The 13,762-nt window shown below is 59.2% G+C and carries 13 protein-coding genes; 2 read left to right on the top strand and 11 right to left on the bottom strand.

Annotation, left to right across the window (positions count from 1 at the left end; translation table 11 throughout):
• Positions 1-2 precede the first annotated feature (2 nt).
• Positions 3-1,328 carry a threonine synthase gene (gene thrC, locus EST62_RS10875; protein WP_129052103.1) on the top strand — a complete coding sequence of 442 codons (1,326 nt, stop codon included), beginning with the start codon at positions 3-5 and terminating at the stop codon, positions 1,326-1,328.
• 11 nt (positions 1,329-1,339) lie between these two features.
• Positions 1,340-2,038 (top strand): 1-acyl-sn-glycerol-3-phosphate acyltransferase, encoded by a 699-nt coding sequence (locus tag EST62_RS10870; protein WP_129052102.1) that lies wholly within the window; start codon positions 1,340-1,342, stop codon positions 2,036-2,038.
• Between the two features lie 153 nt (positions 2,039-2,191).
• On the opposite strand, the gene ribE is transcribed toward EST62_RS10870, so the two are convergent.
• The 11 genes from ribE to EST62_RS10810 form a co-directional block, all read right to left on the bottom strand.
• Positions 2,192-2,659 carry a 6,7-dimethyl-8-ribityllumazine synthase gene (gene ribE / locus EST62_RS10865; RefSeq protein WP_129052101.1) on the bottom strand — a complete coding sequence of 156 codons (468 nt, stop codon included), beginning with the start codon at positions 2,657-2,659 and terminating at the stop codon, positions 2,192-2,194.
• 105 nt (positions 2,660-2,764) lie between these two features.
• Positions 2,765-3,394 (bottom strand): D-sedoheptulose 7-phosphate isomerase, encoded by a 630-nt coding sequence (gene gmhA, locus EST62_RS10860; RefSeq protein ID WP_129052100.1) that lies wholly within the window; start codon positions 3,392-3,394, stop codon positions 2,765-2,767.
• A gap of 132 nt (positions 3,395-3,526) precedes the next feature.
• The gene (gene hemE, locus EST62_RS10855) at positions 3,527-4,582 is read right to left on the bottom strand and encodes a uroporphyrinogen decarboxylase (RefSeq protein ID WP_129052099.1); all 1,056 of its coding nucleotides are present in this window, start codon (positions 4,580-4,582) and stop codon (positions 3,527-3,529) included.
• A 147-nt stretch (positions 4,583-4,729) separates the two neighbouring features.
• Positions 4,730-5,581, bottom strand: a complete 852-nt coding sequence (locus EST62_RS10850; RefSeq protein ID WP_129052098.1) for a CoB--CoM heterodisulfide reductase iron-sulfur subunit B family protein — start codon at positions 5,579-5,581, stop codon at positions 4,730-4,732.
• Positions 5,582-5,586: 5 nt separating this feature from the next.
• Entirely contained in the window at positions 5,587-6,624 is a 1,038-nt protein-coding gene (locus EST62_RS10845; RefSeq protein ID WP_129052097.1) for a succinate dehydrogenase/fumarate reductase iron-sulfur subunit, read from the bottom strand.
• Between the two features lie 15 nt (positions 6,625-6,639).
• Positions 6,640-8,343, bottom strand: coding sequence for an FAD-binding protein (locus tag EST62_RS10840; protein ID WP_129052096.1), 1,704 nt, complete (start codon positions 8,341-8,343; stop codon positions 6,640-6,642).
• Between the two features lie 137 nt (positions 8,344-8,480).
• Positions 8,481-8,927, bottom strand: a complete 447-nt coding sequence (locus tag EST62_RS10830) for a CBS domain-containing protein (protein WP_129052094.1) — start codon at positions 8,925-8,927, stop codon at positions 8,481-8,483.
• A gap of 186 nt (positions 8,928-9,113) precedes the next feature.
• Entirely contained in the window at positions 9,114-9,761 is a 648-nt protein-coding gene (locus EST62_RS10825; protein ID WP_129052093.1) for a hydroxyacylglutathione hydrolase family protein, read from the bottom strand.
• Positions 9,762-9,772: 11 nt separating this feature from the next.
• Entirely contained in the window at positions 9,773-10,081 is a 309-nt protein-coding gene (locus EST62_RS10820) for a hypothetical protein (RefSeq protein WP_129052092.1), read from the bottom strand.
• A gap of 19 nt (positions 10,082-10,100) precedes the next feature.
• The gene (locus tag EST62_RS10815; protein ID WP_129052091.1) at positions 10,101-13,334 is read right to left on the bottom strand and encodes an efflux RND transporter permease subunit; all 3,234 of its coding nucleotides are present in this window, start codon (positions 13,332-13,334) and stop codon (positions 10,101-10,103) included.
• On the bottom strand, positions 13,331-13,756 hold the full coding sequence (locus EST62_RS10810; RefSeq protein WP_167599322.1) for a hypothetical protein: 426 nt from the start codon (positions 13,754-13,756) through the stop codon (positions 13,331-13,333). Before EST62_RS10810 ends, EST62_RS10815 begins: the two co-directional genes overlap by 4 nt.
• Positions 13,757-13,762: the final 6 nt, after the last annotated feature.

The following is a 13,762-nucleotide window of genomic DNA, read 5'->3' as shown; positions in this document are numbered from 1 at the left end:
ATATGATCTTCTACAGCACGACGAAAGCCTCCGCTCCCGTCACGATGAAAAAAGCCACCCTCGAAGGACTCGCGCCCGACGGTGGTTTGTACGTGCCATCGACGATGCCTCGCTTTTCAGTCGAAGAGATCGCGCTGCTCAAGAGCGGTTCGTTCAACAATATCGCCTTCGCCATCGCCAAGAAGTTTGTTGGCGACGAAATTCCGCTCGACCGGCTCTCGGAGCTGATCGACGAGTGCTTCACCTTCGAGACGCCGCTGCACGAGCTTGACGCGGATACCTACGTCGAAGAGCTGTTTCACGGCCCGACGCTCGCCTTCAAGGATTACGGCGCCCGCTTCCTCGCGCGGATGACCGGCTACTTCGCCGCCGAGGAGAGCCGCCTCATCACGGTGCTCGTCGCCACCTCCGGCGACACCGGCAGCGCGGTGGCTTACGGATTCCACGGCATCCCGAACACCCGCGTGGTGCTGCTCTACCCGTCGGGCAAGGTGAGCCGACTTCAGGAGCAGCAGCTCACCACGGCGGGCGACAACGTTCATGCGCTCGAAGTGAAGGGCGATTTCGACGACTGCCAGCGCCTGGTCAAGCAGGCCTTCGTCGATCAGTCGCTCCGCCAGAAGCTGACGCTCACCTCGGCCAACTCCATCAACATTTCGCGCCTGATTCCCCAGTCGTTCTACTACGCCTGGGCGGCCCTCCAGCTCCGCCAGCGCCAGCCCGGCGCGCTGCCGCTCTTCTCGGTGCCGAGCGGCAACTACGGCAACCTGACGGCAGGCGTGATGGCAAAAATGATGGGCTTTCCGATCGGCGGCTTCATCGCCGCCTCGAACGCCAACGACAGCGTCACCCGCTATCTCGACGAGGGGCGTTACGAACCGAAGCCGACCGTCCGCACGCTGACCACGGCGATGGACGTGGGCAATCCGAGCAACTTCGCACGTCTGCGCTACTTCTTCGACGACGATTTCCGGAAGATGGGCCAACAGATCACCGGCATCGCGGTGTCGGATGCGGAGACCGTCGAAACGATCCGCTCGGTCTATGAGAAATTCGGCTACGTCATGGATCCGCACACTGCCGTCGGCTACCGCGCGCTCGACCGTTTCCGTCAGGATCATGCCGATGCGGGACGCCCCGGCGTCGTGCTTTCGACGGCTCACCCGGTCAAGTTCGACGAAGCGATCAAAACGGCGACCGGCAATGAGGTGCCGCTTCCGGAAGCGATGGAGGAGATCATGAACAAGCCGAAAAAAGCGACCCTCGTCGGCAACCGGTACGACGAGCTTGCGAACTTTCTTTCGGAACTCGACACCCAGGCAACCTGAACGGCTGGCCCATGAATCTCCAGACACTTCTTTTCTTTCTGGTCATCATTCCGGTCATGTTTTTCGGGATGCTCTATGCGCTCGTCCTGAACCTCTTCGATCCGACTGGCGACCGCTTTCACAAGGTTGCCGCCTGGTGGGGACGCTTTTCGGCCAGAGTGCTCGGCATAAGCGTCGAAGTGGAGGGCGAAGAAAATTACCGACCCGGCGAAACGTATCTGGTCGTGAGCAACCACGCGGGCATGGCGGACATTCCGCTGATTCTCGGCGCTATAAAACTCAACCTGAGATTCGTCGCCAAAGAGGAGCTGGGCAAAATACCGGTGTTCGGCCATGCGCTGAAATCGGGAGGGTATGTCTTCATCAAGCGCGGTCAGAACCGCGAGGCGCTGCAAAGCATGCTGAAAGCCGCCGACACGCTCAAGTCGGGGCGCTCGATCCACATTTTCCCCGAAGGCACCCGCTCGAAAACCGGCGACATCCTGCCCTTCAAGCGGGGAGCGTTCATCATCGCGGAAAAAGCCAAAGTGCCGGTACTGCCGGTCACCATTATCGGCAGCAACCGCATCACCCCGAAAAAGAGCTTGAAGATCAACCACGGCAAGGTACGGATGATTATCGGCAAACCGATAGAACCCGGCAAGGCCGAAGCGCTGATGAAGAAGAGTTACGGGATCATCAGCGAAAACCTGGAGAAGAGCGCCGCTTAATAGGAAGAATGGGACTTATGAGAGCTATGGAACTTATGGGAAAAGAAAGAATCGGGACGTAGTAATACCGTTTGTCCTTGCGCTCCTTTTCCTGAGAGTCAGGGCGGCCACAAGAGCCGCCCCTGCAATAAATTGCAGGCAACCAGCCTCCCCTCAAAACTGCTTGTAGAGATTGGCCATTTCGATGGCGGTCATCGCGGCGTCGAAGCCTTTGTTGCCCGCCTTGGTGCCGGCCCGTTCGATGGCCTGCTCCAGATTTTCGGTAGTCAGTACGCCGAACGATACCGGAATACCCGCCTCCATGCCGACCTGCGCGATGCCCTTGGTCGCCTCGGCGGCGATCACGTCGAAATGCGGCGTCGAGCCGCGAATGATCGCCCCAAGCGTGACAATCGCGTCGTACTTGCCCGACAGCGCAACTTTCTTCGTAACCGACGGCAGCTCGAACGCACCGGGGCAGCGGATGATGGTGATCTGGTCAGCCGATCCGCCGTGGCGCACGATGCAGTCAATCGCCCCCTCGACAAGCTTCTGGCCGATGAAATCGTTGAATCGCGAAACCACGAGCGCGAACCTGAGTCCCGAAGCGTTCAGTGAGCCTTCTATGTTGTGAACCGGCATAGTGTTGGTTGGTTTTGTTCATTGCAAAAAGTGGACGTTGTGGACAAGACACCGCGGCCTGTATTTCTCAATTCATAATTCAGCATTCATAATTCATAATTCTCCTCAATCGTAGCCCATCATTTTTTCGACGAGCTCGACGATAACGTGACCTATGGCGATGTGGCACTCCTGGACTCTGTCGGCGCTGCCGGTGTGGGGCACCACCACGGCAAGGTCGGCATGTGGCTTGATTTCGCCGCCGTCGCCGCCAAGCAGGGCGAGGGTTTTCAAGCCGAGCTTGCGCGCTGTTTGCAACGCCTTGAGTACGTTGGAGCTGTTGCCGCTGGTCGAAAGACCGACAAGAATGTCCCCCGGACGTCCGTAAGCCTCGACGAGACGCGCGAACACCTCGTCGAAGCCGAGGTCATTACCGCCCGCCGTCAGGGCGGAGGTGTCGGTCGAGAGCGCGATGGCCGGAAGCGCCGGGCGGTTGACCGAGCTGCGGTACCGGATAGTGAGTTCGGCGGCCAGATGCTGCGCGTCGGCGGCGCTTCCGCCGTTGCCGCACAACAGCACCTTTCCCCCCTCTTTGAAGGTATCGGCGATCATCGACGCCATCGCAACGATCACGTCGCTGTCGCGCCGAGCGACCGTCTCCTTGAGGCGGGCACTGTAGAGCAACCGCTCCAGCACCAGCCCTTCGTAGCGGCCCGAACCGCCGCTCCCCTCGGAACAGTTGCACTGCTGGGTCATGGCGTAACTGCTTGGTTGAAAAATTCCTGCAATATAAAAAAGATCGAACGGATCGGTCAGACCCGACCGATCAAAAAAAACTCCGCCGTGCAAACGCAGGCGGAGTTTTGAAAGCGGGATCGACCAAGCGGCTCAGTGGTACTTTGCGCTCTCTTCCTTGACGAATTCGACGAGGCACTTCAGGTTGGCCGGATCGACGTCAGGCAGAATGCCGTGGCCGAGGTTGAAGACATGGCCTGAGTGGTCGTTGTGCTGGCCAAACTGCCTGAGCACTTTGGCGGCTTCGGATTTGATCTTCTCCGGAGTGCCGTAGAGCACCGTCGGATCCATGTTGCCCTGGAGACAGACGCGATCGCCGAGTTCCTTGCGAGCCTTGGCGATATCGATGTTCCAGCCGAGGCCGACAGCGTCCGCGCCGGTATCGGCGATGTCGGAGAGAATGGTGTTCATATCCTTCGAGAAGACGATCACCGGAATTTCCGGGTATGCGGCCTTCACGGCGGCGACATTCTGCTTGATGTAGGGCAGGGCGAACTCGCGGTAGTCATCCTCGGAGAGCGCGCTGGCCCAGGAGTCGAAAATCTGGACAGCGTCCGCGCCAGCTTCGACCTGCTTGACGAGGTAGGCGCTGATGCAGGTGGTGATCTTTTGAAGAAGCTGGTGGGCCATCTGCGGCTCGCGGTACATCATCTTCTTGGCCCAGGCGTAGTTCTTCGAACCGCCGCCCTCGACGGCATAGGTGAAGAGCGTCCATGCAGCGCCGGAGAAGCCGATGAGCGGTACGCGATCGTTGAGTTCCCTCTTGGTGAGGCGAATGGCGTCGAGCACGTAGCCAAGCTTTTCGTCCACGTCGGGATCGATCAGCTTGTCGATGTCGGCCTGCGAGCGGATCGGAGGCGTGAGCCTGATGCCCTTGGTCTCGATGATCTCCACATTCATGCCCATCGCTTCGTTGACGACGAGGATGTCGGAGAAGATGATTGCGGCGTCCACGCCCATCAGATCGACTGGCTGAATCGTGACTTCACAAGCCAGCTCAGGGGTTTTGCAAAGGGTCAGAAAGTCGGTTTTCTCCCTGACGGCGCGATATTCCGGGAGATAACGGCCAGCCTGGCGCATGACCCAGATTGGAGTACGGGGGCACGACTGCCTTTTCAACGCCCTGATAAAAAGATCATTTTTGAGCATGGAGTGCGATTGGTTATTGATGTTGGGAAAAGAGCTGTCCCGGAAATCTTGTGGACATTAACATAATCAGGTGCAAAAGTACACTTTTTCAGCCAGATTTTAAAACAGTCGGGCACCCTTCTCGTGGCGCCCGTAAAAGCTGATCGATCAGGCTGTAACGATATGTCGTTTGATGCCGAGCTGGCGATCGGAGTAGCCAAGCGCCAGGCCTACCACTTCGGAGAGGTGATAGACCGGAATCGAGCCCTTGACGCCATTTTTCTTGAGCGCCTTCGACTGATAGCCATCCAGCACGGTGTGGCAAAGCGGGCAGGGGGTGACGATGAAGTCCGCCTTTTCGTCCATCGCCTCCTTCAGCGCCTCAGCGGCCACGTTCAGCGACTCCTCCTCGGCGACCAGCAGCGTGTGGAAGCCGCAGCATCGGTTCTTGTGCTCGTAGGGAATCGACTTCGCGCCGAGCGCGTCGAGCAACAGATCGAGCGAGGTCGGCTCGAGCGGATCGTCCTTGCCGAGCACGGTCGAGGGCCGGAGGATATGGCAGCCGTAGAACGGCGCGATGCGAAGTTTGGAGAGCGGCGTCTTCACCTTCTTGCGAATGACGTCGAGACCCACGTCGTCGATGAGCACCCAGAGCAGGTGGCGCACATCGGAGGTGCCGCGATATTCGAGCCCCTCTTCGCGGAGAATCTCGTTGACTTCAGCTCGCAATGCAGCCGATTCGTCGAGCTTTTTCTTGGCGGTTCTGATGGTCATCAGGCAGGTGTTGCAGGAGACAATCAGGTCGAGGCCCAGCTTTTCGGCCAGGGCGATATTGCGCGCGTTGACCAGCGCGAACTGCTTGGGACTCACATAGTCGAGGTTGCTGCCGCCGCAGCAAGCGCTTTCGTGCAACTTGACCAGTTCAATGCCAAGATCATGCTGCCAGAGGTCGATCGAGCGATCGACCTCTTTGGTCATCGCCTCGTTGATGCAGCTCTGATAGTAGGCGTAACGCTTCATACTGCTTATTCTCCGGATTTTTTTTCGTGATCCTTCGCCACATGGCTGGCCATCTCCTTCAGCTCCTTGCGCAGGGATTGAATGCCCTTCGAGGCCTTGACCAGAGGCGGCGGCGGCGGGGTGCGACGCTTGAGTATCATTTTGAAGGCCATCGGCAAAAGGTTCTTGAGCGTCCAGCCGATGCCGTTGGTCCTGATTGGCAGCGTGGCCTCGACAAGGCGCCCCTTCTTCTCGATGTCATCCATGAAGGCCTCGGCATGGCGCGCGCCGCTGGTATCCTTGGTGCCCCGGCGTTCGATGGCGTCCTCGCGGATACCGTGGATGGCGTCCATGATCGGAATGTTCTTGACGCAGGTCTCCTGGCAGCGGTAGCAGTGCGTACAGTCCCAAACGCCATGATCCTGCACCAGACCGGCCAGACGCTGGTCGTGAATGCCGTCGCGGCTGTCGGCGTTCATGCGGAACGAGCGGAGCAGCACCACGGGTGAAACATACTCCTTGTGCGCCCGCAGAATCGTGCACTCCGAAACGCACGAAGCGCACAAAATACAGTCGGTCGCCTTGTCGTAGGCCTGGAACTCCTCCTCGGAGACGAGGAACTCCTTCTTGCCCCACTCTTCCTCCGGCATCCGGGAGTCCACCCAGTTGGAGTACTTCTTCATCTTGCCGACCACCGGATCCATCTCGACCACCAGATCCTTGATGTGCGGCAGGTTCCGAAGCGGTTCGATTTTGATGACGCCTGGTTCGCGGGCCTTGTCGAGTTCGTCCCAGACCTGGGTGGTGCAGGCGAGCTTGGACATGTTGTTGATCCTCATGGCGCAGGAGCCGCAGATGCCGGCCTGGCAAAACGCCCTGAAGGTCAGCGTCGAATCGACATGCTCCTTGATATAGCCGAGAGCCCTGAGCACGGTAATACCTTTTTCGAGCTTGATCGTGTAGTCATCGAAATAGGGCTTGCTGTCAACCTGGGGATTGAACCGGTGAACCCTGAAGGTTACATCCCGGCTCTCCTCATGATGCTGTATCGTTGAATCGCTCATTGAAAATCCTTCAGATTAATAGGTTCGTTCCTGAAGCTCGTAGCGTCCCATCGTCACCGGCTTGTAGGCGAGCTTCGGGCGTCCCCCTTCGTATGTATAAATGGTATGCTTGTGCCACTTCTCGTCGTCGCGCGTCGGGAAATCGGTCCTGGTGTGCGAGCCGCGGCTCTCCTCCCTCGAAAGCGCGCCCTCGGCCACGGTTTCGGACAGGTCGAGCATGTTCTTCAGCTCAAGCACCTGGAGCAGATTGGTGTTGTAGATGTCACCCGTATCGAAAACCCTCACATGCTGGAAGCGATCCTGGAGGCTTTCAATATCCGCGATGCCCTGTTTGATCTTCGAGGCTTCACGGAAGATGCCGACGTTCGCGCCGAGCGTATGGCCCAGATCCTCGCGCAAGGTACCGTAGCGTTCGTAATGGCCGCGCGGCTGCATGAAGCTGCGCAGCTCCTGCTCCTTGTCGGTGACTTCGGAGGCGGGAATGGCGGAGGGATTGAACTTGCCGGCCTCTTCGGCGGCGGCCCGCCCGGTGATGCGTCCGAACACCAGAATGTCGAGCAGCGAGTTGCCGCCAAGACGGTTCGCGCCATGCACCGACACGCAGCCGCACTCACCGGCGGCGTAAACACCCTCCATGATGGTGCGTCCGAAGTTGTCGGTATCGATGCCGCCCATCGAGTAGTGAGCCGTCGGCCTGACCGGCACCGGCTCCTCGATCGGATCGACGCCCTCAAAGTACATACACATCTCGCGAATCTGCGGAAGGCGCGACTTGATGATATCCGCGCCGAGATGGCGGAGGTCGAGATGCAGGTATTTGCCAGCCGGGCTGTCGAAGCCGCGCCCTTCAAGAATTTCGGTTTCAAGCGAACGGGAAACCAGGTCGCGCGGGCCAAGCTCCATCTTTTCGGGAGCATAGCGCTTCATGAAGCGCTCGCCCTCCGCGTTGACCAGGTAACCGCCCTCGCCGCGCGCGCCCTCGGTCACCAGCAGGCCGCTTTTACGCAGGCCGGTGGGGTGGAACTGCACGAACTCCATATCCTTGAGCGGAATGCCCGCGCGGTAGGCGATGGCCTGACCGTCGCCGGTGTTGCCCGCCGCGTTGCTGGAGCGGTTCCAGTACATCTTGGCATAACCGCCGGTGGCGAAAATGACCGTCTTTGCCGGGAACGCCTCGACCTTGCCGGTCTTCATGTTCATGGCGATCAGGCCGCGGGAACGGCTGCCGTCAAGCGAGAGATCAAGCGCGAAATATTCGTTGAAGAAAAAGACCCCCTTGCGCAGGCACTGTTCGTAAAGAGTCTGGAGAATGGTGTGGCCGGTCTTGTCGGCGCAGTAGCAGCAGCGGGGACGGCCCGCGCCGCCGAAGGGACGCTGGGCAATGGTCTTGTCATCCATCCTCGACCAGGGCGTGCCCATGTTGTCGAGCTCGCGAATGATCTTGGGAGCTTCGGAACAGAGCACCTCGACGGCATCCTGGTCAGCCAGATAGTCGCTGCCCTTGATGGTATCGAAAATGTGCATCTCGACCGTGTCGTCCTTTGCCTTGTTGGCCAGCGCCGCGTTGGCCCCGCCCTGCGCCGCCGAGGTGTGGGAGCGGTTCGGATAGACCTTTGAAAGCACGGCGATATTCAGGTTCGGATTGGTCTTCATGGCCTCCATGGCCGCATAAAGTCCGGAACCGCCACCACCGACGATGACGATATCAAATGGTTTCATAAACAATCGGAAATCCTTGCCTGTCTGCCGGACGGCAGGCTGGCTGGTTGGAAAAAGGGCCGACCGCCAAAAGCGGCGCCCGTGCTTTCATGATTGAAACTGCCCCGGCTGAACCCCGGTCAACAGCGGGCAGAGGCTTACAGGGCGATATGGTCGTCGTGCGCCGGAAGCTCCTCGACGGCGTGCAGGACGTCGGTCATGTTGAGTACGCCGATGACCTTGTTGCCCTCCATGACGGTGAGTCGGCGAACGTTGGTGCGCTTCATGAGGCGAAGCGCGTACTTGATCCTCATGCTCGGATTGATGCTGATGATCGGCTTGCTCATGATCTGAAAAACCGGCGTGTTCCAGGGATCACGATGCAGGTCTTCACCCGGATCGATCACTTTTTCGAGAATGTCCTTTTCGGTCACGATGCCGTAGCAATCATCCTCGTTGCGAGGCTCGACCACCAGACCGCTCTCGCCGCTCTTTTTCATGAGCTGCAACGCTTCGGCAACGGTCGAACTGCCCTTGATGGTATGGTAATCCTTCTGCATGAGGGCGGAAACCGGAAGGGTCCTTAAGGTGATGAGCTGATCCATATCGATGTTCTCTCGTTTAAAAAAGGACAGACTGTCCCGTTACTATTGCTTGAAAACTAATAGCGTAGAAGCTGTGTCAGAATGTTGCGACTGTAAGGAAGGCACGCTACGGGGCAAAAACCCTAAAAAGCTTAATCCAATAAGAAAAGCAAAGAAGAGAGAAAAATCAAGCCGTCAGGGCAAAATTCAACGAATACCGTGCGCTTTTTTGTACGCAGCCCAGTTGTTTTTCAGGCCGATAAACGATTCTACGTCAGGTTGCAGCAAAAAGGGGTTCGTAGTTTTTTCCCTGCTGATGGACGAAGTTGGCGCGACGCCGTAATCATGGCCGGCAAATACTCTGGTCGCCTCCGGCAACGTCATCAGCCGCTCGTGCAGCGAATGGTACTCCTGCCACGCATCGGCCTCGCTCCACGTGCCGCCGACCTTGCCCACAAAGAGCGTGTCGCCCGTAAAGAGCGCGTCGCCAGCCAAGAGGCAGATCGAGTCCGGCGTATGGCCGGGGGTGTGGATGACTTCGACGCCGCCCTCGCCGAGCGGAAAGCGCGCGCCGTGCGCCACCTCGATTCCCGACCGGGCGTCGCGATCGCCGAAGAGCAGCGCCCGCAACCCGGTCAGCCGCTCGAACTCCTCGTTACCGTTGGTGTGGTCGCCGTGGCCGTGGGTGCAGAAAGCGTGGACAAGCCGCCAGCCGCGCCGGGCGGCGGCATCGACCACCGCTTCCGGCGAGTACGACGGATCGACGGCGAACGCCTCGCCAGTCGCCTCGTCCGAGCAGAGATAGCCGAAATTGCGATCTCCGCCCGTCCTGATCTGCTCTACCTGCATTCCCATGGCCACGCTCCTCAGATCATCTTTTCGACGTTCATCATGAACGCCTTTGCCGGAAAGGCCGGATCAGCGGCGACAGGAGTCGCCTCGATGTCGCTCATGATCTTCTCCGCTTTCTCGTCATCGAGAATGGCGAAGCAGAGCGACGAGTAGGCGGTGGGAATCTCCTTGCCCGCAGGCCACCAGGCGACCGGCTCTCCGCCCGACTCGCATGAGCAACCCCTGATGGCGATGCTGCTGAAGAGGCTGACCTGGTGCGCCGTGAACATTTTGCGAATCAGCGGACGGGTCTGTTCGTCTCCTATGATGGCGATCATTTTCATCAGATGTATCCTTTTTGGGTTATGCCGACTTCATGTTTTCGAGCCTCTTTTTCTCGCCCTTCTTTTCGCTCAGGTAGTAAACCAGCGGCACGACAACCAGCGTCAGGATGGTCGAGAGCACACCGCCCCAGATGAGCGAGATGGCCAAACCTTGGAAGATAGGATCAAAAAGCATAACCACCGAACCGATAACCACCGCGCCGGAGGTCAGAATGATCGGGCGGGTTCTGACCGCCGCCGACTCGATGACCGCCTGCTTCAGCCCGATTCCGTCGTCGCGGCGAATCTGGATGAAGTCGATGAGCAGCACCGCGTTCCTCACCATGATGCCCGCAAGCGCGATCATGCCGATCATGCTCGTGGCCGTAAAGAAAGCGTGGTGGATGAAGTGGCCGGGAATGATGCCGACCAGGCTCAGCGGAATCGAGATCATCATGATGAGCGGCGTCTTGAAGGACTGGAACCAGCCGATAATCAGCATGTAGATGATGACCAGCACCACGGCGAAGGCCGTGCCGAGGTCGCGGAACACCTCGAAGGTGATCTGCCACTCGCCGTCCCACTTCAGGGCGGGCTTGTCGCCGGTCTTGGGTGGCGCGGTGTAGAGCGGGCTGACCTTGTAGCCGCCGGGCGTCTTGATCGCCTCGATCTTTTTGTCGAGTTCGAGCATCGCATAGACCGGACTTTCGGTCACGCCCGCCACGTCGGCGGTCACGTAAACCACATCCTTCAGGTCTTTGCGGAAGAGGCTCTTGTCCTGGATTTTCTCCTTGATCGTCACCAGCTCGGAGAGCGGAATCTGCTGGCCGGGGCGAAGCCTCGTGGTCAGGGAGTTCATCCCCTGCGACTGTACGAAGATGTTGGACAAGTCCTTCAGCGAAGTGCGGTCGGCCTTCGGCAGGCGAAGCTGGATCGTGACCGGTTCGAGTTCGTCCGGCAGGTGCACGATGCCGACATCGACGCCCGCCAGCGACATGCGCAGGGTGTGGGCGATCTGCTCCGGAGTCACGCCACGGAAGGCGGCCCGCTCCTTGTTAATCACCAGGTCGTAAACCTTCTGGTCAGCCTCGACCATCCAGTCAACGTCAACCACACCGGGAGTCGAAGCGAACGCCTTTTTGACCTCTTTGGCCAGAGCGACGCGCGACGCCTCGTCGGGGCCGTAAATTTCGGCCACGATGGTGGAGAGCACCGGCGGACCTGGCGGAATTTCGACGATCTTGGCGTTGGCGCCATACCTGTTAGCTATCTGTTGCACACCGGAACGCACGCGCTTGGCGATGTCGTGGCTCTGCGCGCTGCGGTCGCCCTTGTGCACCAGGTTCACCTGGATATCGGCCATATTGTCGCCACGGCGCAGATAGTAGTGGCGCACCAGACCGTTGAAGTTGATCGGCGCGTTGACGCCGACGTAGTACTGGCTGCTCTGCACCTCCGGCACGGTTTTCAGATAACCGGAAATCTCCTTGGCCACCTGGGCCGTGCGCTCGAGCGCCGTGCCCTCCGGCAAGTCGATGATGACCTGGAACTCGTTCTTGTTGTCGAACGGCAGCATCTTCATCTCCACCATCTTGAGAGGAACCATGGCGATCGCGCCGGCCAGCATCAGGCCAACCACGCCGAAAGCCAGCCAGGTCTTGAAGGTGCTGTCGATGAAGGGGGTCAGCACCTTGTCGAACATTTTGTAGTAACCGGTCTTCTTGATGTCGTACTCCTCGTGATTGCCCTCGTCGGACTTGAGCAGGCGGAACGAGAGCCACGGCGTGGCGATGAGCGCGACCAGGAGCGAGAAGATCATCGCCATCGAAGCGCCGATCGGCATGGGGCTCATGTAGGGACCCATCAGGCCGGAGACGAAGACCATCGGCAGCACCGCCGCGATGACGGTGAAGGTAGCCAGAATCGTCGGGTTGCCGACTTCGCTGATGGCCGTGATGGCCGCCTGGAGGCGCGGCTGGCGCTTCATGGCGAAGTGGCGGTGAATGTTCTCGGCGATGATGATCGAGTCGTCAACCACAATGCCGGTCACAAAGATGAGCGCGAAGAGCGTCACCCGGTTGAGCGTGTAATCGAGCAGGAAGTAAACCAGCAGCGTAAGCGCAAAGGTGATCGGCACCGACATGAAGACCACCAGCGCACCGCGCCAGCCGAGGAAGAAGCCGACCACGATCGTCACGGCGACTACCGCCATGATGAGGTGTTCGAGCAGCGTGAACACTTTTTCCGAAGCGGTCTCGCCATAGTTCCTCGTTTCGGTGACGGTCACATCGGCAGGAATGACCGAGCCTTTCATGCCGTCAACCTTCTCCAGAACCTTGTCGGCAAGCGCGGTGGCGTCGGTGCCCTGCTTCTTGGCGACCGTGAGCGTCACGGCGGGATAGTCCGACTTGTCCTTCTCGCCGGAGGCCGCGCCCCAACCGAATGCGGCGTAGTTGTTGACCTCTTCCGGGCCATCAGTGATGGTGGCCACATCTTTCAGCGTCACCGGCGCGACGCCGTAGATGCCAACCACGATGTTACCGACATCCTCCTTGCTTTGCAGGAATTTGCCCGACTTGACAACGATATTTTCGTTGAAGTCCTTGAAATCACCCGAAGTCATCTGGCTGTTGGTGCTCTGGATCTGGCGGGCGATCTGGAGCGGCGTGATGTTGAAACGCATCAGCTTGCCCTTGTCGAGCTGCACCCTGATCTGGCGTTTCAGCCCCCCCTTGATCTCGACGTCGCCGATATTCTGGGTCTGCTTGAGCTGGTCGGCCACGCTGACGGCGATCCGGCGAAGCTCGTACGGACTCTTGTCCTTGCTCCAGAAGGTGAGATTGAGCACCGGCACGTCGTCGATGGAGACCTTTTTGATGAGCGGCATCTGCGCGCCGGGCGGCATCTTGTCCATGTATTTCATCAGGGTGGCCCAGAGCTTGACCATGCTCTCCTCGGCGCTCTCGCCAACCTTGTAGCGAACAGTCACAAGGGCGAAATCGGGCATCGAGGTCGAATAGACATAATCGACTCCCTTGATTTCGGTCACGGAGCGTTCGACAGGCTTGGCCACGCGCTCCTGCACCTCGGCGGCGGTCGCGCCGGGATAGGGGATGTAAATATCGACCATCGGTACGACGATCTGCGGCTCCTCTTCGCGCGGCGTCATGAACGTCGCCATGATGCCGACCAGAAGAGCGGCCAGCATGAGAAGCGGCGTTATCTTCGAGTTGATAAACTGCTTTGCAAGCCTCCCGGCTATACCTTCATTCATTGGTGTTGAGCCTCCTTCGCTCTGTCTTGCGTGTGCGTGTCTATAGTAATTCTTGCGCCCTCGCGCAGCTCTGCCGAGGGTGACTCGACAACCTGCTCACCCTGAGCGAGGCCGCTGAGCACGATGGTGCTTGCGCCCAGCGTGTGGCCGGTGCTGACCCACCGCAGCGAAACGGTGCTGTCCGGGCCGACAACGAAAACCTGATCGGTACCGGCTTTTCTGAGTATCGACGAAGCCGGAACGAGCAACATCTTCCGGCCAGAGCCATCAACCGACTCCGTGACGGTCGCGACCTTTGCGGCAATGGCGGGAGCCGTGGCCGTGGTTGATGACGATGGCGTCTGCTCCTTTTTATGGCCACCACATGCGCCGAGCAGGGCGGGCAGCATCAGAAAGAGCAGCGCGATTGTTCGGGTGTTCATGCCTTT

Source organism: Chlorobaculum sp. 24CR (assembly GCF_004118635.1).
In the GTDB taxonomy this organism is placed as follows: Bacteria; Bacteroidota; Chlorobiia; order Chlorobiales; family Chlorobiaceae; genus Chlorobaculum.
This window is presented reverse-complemented; position numbering and strand designations above follow the sequence as displayed.

What these genes read in the sequence shown, in the direction of transcription:
- thrC (WP_129052103.1), top strand. Translation starts at nt 3, where the DNA reads ATGATCTTCTACAGCACGACGAAAGCCTCCGCTCCCGTCACGATGAAA.
- EST62_RS10870 (WP_129052102.1), top strand. Translation starts at nt 1,340, where the DNA reads ATGAATCTCCAGACACTTCTTTTCTTTCTGGTCATCATTCCGGTCATG.
- ribE (WP_129052101.1), bottom strand. Translation starts at nt 2,659, where the DNA reads ATGCCGGTTCACAACATAGAAGGCTCACTGAACGCTTCGGGACTCAGG.
- gmhA (WP_129052100.1), bottom strand. Translation starts at nt 3,394, where the DNA reads ATGACCCAGCAGTGCAACTGTTCCGAGGGGAGCGGCGGTTCGGGCCGC.
- hemE (WP_129052099.1), bottom strand. Translation starts at nt 4,582, where the DNA reads ATGCTCAAAAATGATCTTTTTATCAGGGCGTTGAAAAGGCAGTCGTGC.
- EST62_RS10850 (WP_129052098.1), bottom strand. Translation starts at nt 5,581, where the DNA reads ATGAAGCGTTACGCCTACTATCAGAGCTGCATCAACGAGGCGATGACC.
- EST62_RS10845 (WP_129052097.1), bottom strand. Translation starts at nt 6,624, where the DNA reads ATGAGCGATTCAACGATACAGCATCATGAGGAGAGCCGGGATGTAACC.
- EST62_RS10840 (WP_129052096.1), bottom strand. Translation starts at nt 8,343, where the DNA reads ATGAAACCATTTGATATCGTCATCGTCGGTGGTGGCGGTTCCGGACTT.
- EST62_RS10830 (WP_129052094.1), bottom strand. Translation starts at nt 8,927, where the DNA reads ATGGATCAGCTCATCACCTTAAGGACCCTTCCGGTTTCCGCCCTCATG.
- EST62_RS10825 (WP_129052093.1), bottom strand. Translation starts at nt 9,761, where the DNA reads ATGGGAATGCAGGTAGAGCAGATCAGGACGGGCGGAGATCGCAATTTC.
- EST62_RS10820 (WP_129052092.1), bottom strand. Translation starts at nt 10,081, where the DNA reads ATGAAAATGATCGCCATCATAGGAGACGAACAGACCCGTCCGCTGATT.
- EST62_RS10815 (WP_129052091.1), bottom strand. Translation starts at nt 13,334, where the DNA reads ATGAATGAAGGTATAGCCGGGAGGCTTGCAAAGCAGTTTATCAACTCG.
- EST62_RS10810 (WP_167599322.1), bottom strand. Translation starts at nt 13,756, where the DNA reads ATGAACACCCGAACAATCGCGCTGCTCTTTCTGATGCTGCCCGCCCTG.